The sequence below is a fragment of the Pseudomonas sp. PA-4-8C genome, from assembly GCF_021606625.1.
GTDB lineage: Bacteria > Pseudomonadota > Gammaproteobacteria > Pseudomonadales > Pseudomonadaceae > Aquipseudomonas > Aquipseudomonas lactis.
In genome coordinates this window covers 1-5,865 of the sequence record NZ_WKCD01000318.1, presented here as the reverse complement: position 1 = coordinate 5,865, position 5,865 = coordinate 1, and the positions used below count along the sequence as shown (strand labels likewise).

Genomic DNA, 5,865 nt, shown 5'->3' with positions numbered 1-5,865 from the left:
TTTTCGTTAAATATGGAGCGGGAAACGGGACTAGAATCTAGCCTCTAACCTTTTGATTAGAAAAGGTTTTCCTTGCTTCCTATCTCAGGAATGGACGCTATCTTGGACTTGTTCTGGCTCATTGGCAAGTCCAATACCAAGTTTTTTCCATTGATTGCCACAGAGGGCCAACAAGAACCATGACTCACCCTTCACACGCCCCTGGAGGCGAGTCGTTCGTGGAGGGGTTCAACGGAAGGAGAGCAAATGAACGCAGCAATATTGGCGTGTGCACCTTCCGGCACGTCGTGGGACGGCATCAATTGGGCCGGTGCTCAACGTCGAGTAAGAGGGCTGCAAGCGCGTATTGTGAAGGCGGTACAAGATGGCGGGCATAACAAGGCGAAAGCCCTGCAATGGCTGCTGACTCACTCGTTTAGCGGCAAAGCATTGGCCGTGAAACGGGTGTCTGAAAACAAAGGCAAAAATACCCCCGGGGTGGACAAGGTCACTTGGAATACACCGGGGGCCAAGATCTGTGCGATAGCGTCATTGAGGCGGCGAGGCTACTCGCCGCTTCCGCTTCGGAGAGTGCTTATTCCTAAGAAAAACGGCAAGACGAGACCTCTCGGAATTCCCGCGATGAAATGCCGGGCCATGCAGGCGCTCCATTTGCTGGCTCTGGAACCGATAGCGGAAACCACCGCCGATCCGAACTCTTATGGATTCAAGCCGGAACGTTCAACTGCGGATGCCGCCGCACAGTGCTTTGGTGTGCTGTCACGAAAAGCAAACGCGGAGTGGGTGTTAGAGGGCGACATTCAAAGCTGTTTCGACAATATCAGCCATGACTGGTTGATCGCCAACATTCCCATGGATAAGGCGATTTTGCAGAAATGGCTCCAGGCCGGTTATGTCTACCAGAATCAGCTGTTCTCCAGCCACGCCGGAACCCCGCAGGGAGGCATCATAGCACCGGCAACAACAGAGCAAACTCTCGGATAAAATGGGGACTGCGCATTGCCAGGGAGAGTTTTGCCCCGAGGCATGCGGGATGCCCCGATGTCGAGATTGTTCTCGTCATTGAGGGCCTCGCCCCCACTGATGGGAGACTTCAGTCATGAGCCGAAAACCGCGTATCTGGCGTATTCGTCTGACTTTTGAGCCAAATCGATTCTCTCGTGAACAGCTCGAGAGGGTCTACGAGCAGCTTAAGCCGACAGAAACGCGGGCTTCCTCAGAATTGTCACAATCCCAGCCCTCGGTGAAAAAGCATCGTACTGCCAAGCGAGGTGAGCAATGAGCCAGGCTGGGATGGTGGCATTCTATGCCCGCGTATCCTCTGACCAACAGGCTAAACGCGGCACGATTGAAAGCCAGATTGCCGCGTTGACAGAGCGGATCTGTGGCCGATGGTGCCCATGTTGCTGAGGACATGCGCTTTGTCGGCGTCAGCGGCGCGACGCTGATTCGTCCACAGTTGGAGCGGCTCAGAGACCGGGCGGCCCTCGGCCTGGTGGATCGTCTCTATGTCCTGTCCCCAGATCGACTGTCGCGCAAATATGCTCATCAGGCATTGCTGATGGAAGAGCTATTGGCGTGTGGCGTGCAGGTTGTGTTCCTCAATCATGCCATTGGCGTCACGCCGGAGGAGTCGTTGCTGCTGCAGATGCAGGGCATGATCGCGGAGTACGAACGGGCCAAAATTATGGAACGCAATCGTCGCGGCAAGCTTCATGGGGCCAAACGCGGCAGCATCAATGTGCTGTCGACTGCCCAGGATAAAACGCACATCGTACATATCCATCAAGGATTTGATTTTCTTGGGTGGAATTTTAAGAAGTACGTTCCGAAGTCGTCGAAAAGAAAAGCAAAGCTGATGATCAAGCCTTCGAAGAAAAATGTATCAGCGTTCTACCGAAAAGTGCGAGATATCATAAAAAATAGCGGAGCGCTTACCCAAAACGCACTGATGGGACGGCTTAACCCTGTACTGCGAGGATGGGCACAAAACCATTCCCCGGTTGTGGCGAAAGCCACCTTTAGTAAGCTGGATAATCTAATATTCTGGCGTATTTTTAGGTGGGCAAAGCGACGGCATCCGAGGAAGTCTGTTGGCTGGATTAAGCGACGATATTACTGCTCCGAAATTCATCGGGCATTTGTGCACCCATTAAAGGGGCCCGACGGGATGGTAAGGTTTCGCCAACTATACATGCTGGCGGACACAGCAATCGTTCGTCACAAGCGTTTACCGCTTGCGTATCAACCGTACGATGCAGAACAGGAGTTCAAATGGGAGGCATTAAGGGTTCAGCGGATGCTGCACAAGCTTCGTTATCGACGGCAGATACATAGCCTTTTCAGGCGGCAACAGGGTATATGTGCCTTATGCGGGCATGCCATCAGCAAGGATACCGGCTGGCATGATCACCATGTTGTCAGGCGGGTGGATGGCGGCTCTGATAAGTTAGAAAACCGCGCACTGCTTCATCTCGACTGATACTTGCAGTGCCATGAACTGGGACTCAACAAGCCACTTCAGTATAACGGTTTGCAAAAAACCACCTTCCGCGTAACCGGCCAGTGATGCACTGGCTTTCGTAAGCTTGAGCCGTATGCGGGGAAACTCGCACGTACGGTTCTGAGGGGGCTGCGGATCAGTAATGATCTGTGGCTACCCGACACTTCTTCGTCCAATCTCGATCAAATGACCCCCGATCAACTGCGTGCATTCGCTGCGCAGTTGCTGTCGCAGGTCGATACGATGGGCAAGAAGATCCAGCGAATCGAAACGGTCAACGAACAGCTCACCCACGAAATCGCACTGTTCAAACGGCACAAGTTCGCCAAGCGCAGCGAACAGCTGAGCCCTGACCAGGGCAGCCTGCTCGACGACCTCCTGCATACTGATATCGCGGCCATCGAAGCCGAGCTGAAGGCGGTCAATCCGCCTGCCGCACCGCCTGGACCGGGTCAGCAGCCCAAGCGTGCGCCATTGCCGCCGCAGTTTCCACGAACCGTGATCCGTCACGAACCAGAGAACACCCAGTGCGTGTGCGGCTGCCAGCTTCAGCGCGTCGGCGAAGACGTCAGCGAGAAGCTGGATTACACGCCGGGCGTGTTCACGGTCGAGCAACACGTACGTGGAAAATGGGCCTGCCGCGAGTGTGAAACGCTTATCCAGGCACCGGTGCCGACGCAAGTGATCGACAAAGGCATCCCGACCGCAGGCCTGTTGGCTCACCTCCGACCGCGATCATCACCCACAGGGGCGCGCAGAGATCATGCGCTGCGGCGCCCCCGTGCGTGTTTACCTGTCAATGTGCCGATGCGCCGCTTGCCCCCACTCCGGTTTGCCCGCGCACATACTGGTCCTCGAATGCCTCGCGCTCGGTTTTAGCACGCGCACTGTGGTCGAGCTTCGAGAACACGTAGGCGGCGAGGAAGGCTATCGGCATGGAGAACAGCGCCGGCTGGGTGTAAGGGAACAGCGGCTCGCTGAAGTGAAACACGTCGACCCAGACCAACTTCGACAGCACCACGAACGCCATCGCACTGACCAGCCCCAGGTAACCTCCCGCCAGCGCGCCACGCGTCGTCAGCCCGCGCCAGAACATCGAGAGAAACAGCACCGGAAAGTTCGCCGAAGCAGCGATGCCGAAGGCCAGCGCAACCATGAACGCCACGTTGGTATTCTCGAAAACGATACCCAGGCCGACCGCTACGAACCCCAGACCCAGCGTTGCATATTTGGTCACCCGCAGCTCTTGCGCCTCACTGGCCGTGCCCTTCTTTATAACCCGCGCATACAGGTCGTGAGCAATTGCCGAGGCACCGGCCAGGGCAAGCCCGGAAACCACGGCGAGGATGGTGGCGAACGTTACCGCCGAGAGGAAACCGAGCAGCATGTTGCCACCGACGGCCTGGGCCAGGTGCATGGCAACCATATTGCCGCCGCCAAGCAGCTTGCCGCCAGTCTGACCGCCCTCGAAGTACTGCGGTTCCTGGCTGACGATGACGATCGAGGCCAGGCCGAGCAGAAAGATCACGTTGAAGAAATAGGCGATGAAACCGGTGGCATAGAGCACCGACTTGCGTGCTTCCTTGGCGTCGCTGACGGTGAAGAAACGCATCAGAATGTGCGGCAGCCCGGCGGTGCCGAAGACCAGGCCCAAACTCAGCGAAAGCGCAGTCAGTGGGTCAGCGAGCAGGCTGCCGGGCGCCAACAGGCGGTCACCCAGACCGTGAATGCTCATTGCCCGATTGACCAGGGTGTCGTAGCTGAAGTTGAACTCGTTCATTGCCAGCAACATCACTAGGGTACCGCCGACCATCAGCAGAAAGGCCTTGATGATCTGCACCCAGGTGGTTGCAACCATGCCGCCGAAGGTCACGTAAAGCATCATCAGTGCACCGACAATCAGCAGCGCGATATGGTAATCGAGGCCGAACAACAGCTTGATCAACTGCCCGGCCCCCACCATCTGCGCCACCAGGTAGAAGCACACAACGGTCAACGAACCGATCGCTGCCATAGTCCGCACCTTGCCTTGATCGAGGCGGTACGAGGTGATGTCTGCGAAGGTGAAACGACCGAGGTTGCGCAGTCGTTCGGTCATCAGCAACAGCAGCACCGGCCAGCCGGCGAAAAACGCGATCAGGTAGATATAGCCATCCATGCCCGAGGTGTAGATCAGCGCGGTGATACCCAAAAGCGTCGACGCCGACATGTAGTCGCCGGCCAGCGCGAGACCGTTCTGAAAGCCCGTGATGCCGCCACCGGCGCTGTAGAAATCGGCGGTCGAACGTGTGCGCCGCGCGGCCCACCAGGTGATGCCCAGGGTGAAGACAACGAACACCATGAACATGCCGATCGCATGCAGGTTGAGCGGCTGCCGCACCGTCGCGTCCATAGTCGGCGCGGCCAGTAACGAGGTGGAGCAGAACGCTGCGCCCAGGGCGAGCAAAGTAAATGCTTTCATCGTGCCTCCTCCTGCTCGACCTGGGCGATCAGCTCGCGGGTCATCCGGTCGAATTCACCATTGGCGCGATACACATAGAAGCCAGACAACGCGCAGAAGAACACGAACAACGCTACCCCAGCGGCTACCCCGAACGTCAGGTTCGAGCTCTCGGCCAGGCGGCGGGCGATCAACTCGGGCCAGAACGACACCAGCCCCATATAGGCGTAGAACACCGCCACGATCACCACGAGAAGGCTCAGCGTGAGCCGGTTACGTCGAGCCACCAGATCTACGAATTGGGTGTTGCCACGAATGCGTGCATACAAGGGACTGGAACTGGGCATGGGATCACCTCTGACGAAAGCACTTGTTGTTATTGGAATAAGGTGTGCGGCGGCTTGATTTAGTGTTCGATTGTGCTGGGTACCTCCTGTGGCGCCTTGGCCCATTCACGCAGCACGAACTTCTGGATCTTGCCGGTCGCGGTTTTCGGCAGTTCCACCAGGGACACATGCCGCGGCGCCTTGAAATGCGCCAGGCGCTCGCGACACCAAAGAATCAGGTCGTCGCCACAGACGGTCGCCACGGCATCCGCGCGCAAAGTGACGAATGCGTGGGGTGTTTCCCCCCAATGGGAATCGGGGCGTGCTACCACGGCGGCCTCGATCACACTGGGGTGTTGATAGAGCACTTCCTCGATCTCCAGTGAGCTGATGTTCTCGCCGCCGGAGATGATGATGTCCTTGGAGCGGTCCTTGATTTCTATGTAGCCATCCGGGTGCTGCACTGCCAGGTCACCGGTGTGCAGCCAGCCATCGGCGAACGCTGCGCGAGTCGCTGCGGGGTTGTTCAGGTAGCCCTTCATCACCGTATTGCCGCGTACCGCCAGCTCGCCGAGGGTGACTCCATCGGCGGGTGT

The 5,865-nt window shown here is 57.5% G+C and carries 3 protein-coding genes and 4 pseudogenes; 4 read left to right on the top strand and 3 right to left on the bottom strand.

Going from position 1 to position 5,865, the window contains the following annotated elements:
• Positions 1–246: 246 nt before the first annotated feature.
• The 4 pseudogenes from GIW04_RS26980 to GIW04_RS26970 form a co-directional block, all read left to right on the top strand.
• Positions 247–978 (top strand): annotated as a pseudogene (locus tag GIW04_RS26980) (reverse transcriptase N-terminal domain-containing protein); the annotation flags it as partial.
• A gap of 436 nt (positions 979–1,414) precedes the next feature.
• Positions 1,415–1,672: pseudogene (locus tag GIW04_RS31600) on the top strand (recombinase family protein); the annotation flags it as partial.
• Positions 1,673–1,762: 90 nt separating this feature from the next.
• Positions 1,763–2,482 (top strand): annotated as a pseudogene (locus GIW04_RS31595) (group II intron reverse transcriptase); the annotation flags it as partial.
• A 207-nt stretch (positions 2,483–2,689) separates the two neighbouring features.
• Positions 2,690–3,229: pseudogene (locus GIW04_RS26970) on the top strand (IS66 family transposase zinc-finger binding domain-containing protein); the annotation flags it as partial.
• A gap of 70 nt (positions 3,230–3,299) precedes the next feature.
• Here the strand turns inward: GIW04_RS26970 and GIW04_RS26965 are convergent.
• The 3 genes from GIW04_RS26965 to GIW04_RS26955 all read right to left on the bottom strand — a co-directional run.
• Complete coding sequence (locus GIW04_RS26965) at positions 3,300–4,964, bottom strand: cation acetate symporter (protein ID WP_057005319.1); 1,665 nt, start codon at positions 4,962–4,964, stop codon at positions 3,300–3,302.
• Positions 4,961–5,290 (bottom strand): DUF485 domain-containing protein, encoded by a 330-nt coding sequence (locus GIW04_RS26960; RefSeq protein ID WP_057005320.1) that lies wholly within the window; start codon positions 5,288–5,290, stop codon positions 4,961–4,963. The genes GIW04_RS26965 and GIW04_RS26960 overlap by 4 nt, the downstream gene beginning before the upstream one ends.
• 59 nt (positions 5,291–5,349) lie before the next feature.
• Positions 5,350–5,865: AMP-binding enzyme (locus tag GIW04_RS26955; protein ID WP_236479370.1), on the bottom strand; the 516-nt coding region annotated here is incomplete at its 5' end.

Coding starts and splice junctions, on each gene's coding strand:
- GIW04_RS26965 (WP_057005319.1), bottom strand. CDS start 4,964: ATGAAAGCATTTACTTTGCTCGCCCTGGGCGCAGCGTTCTGCTCCACC.
- GIW04_RS26960 (WP_057005320.1), bottom strand. CDS start 5,290: ATGCCCAGTTCCAGTCCCTTGTATGCACGCATTCGTGGCAACACCCAA.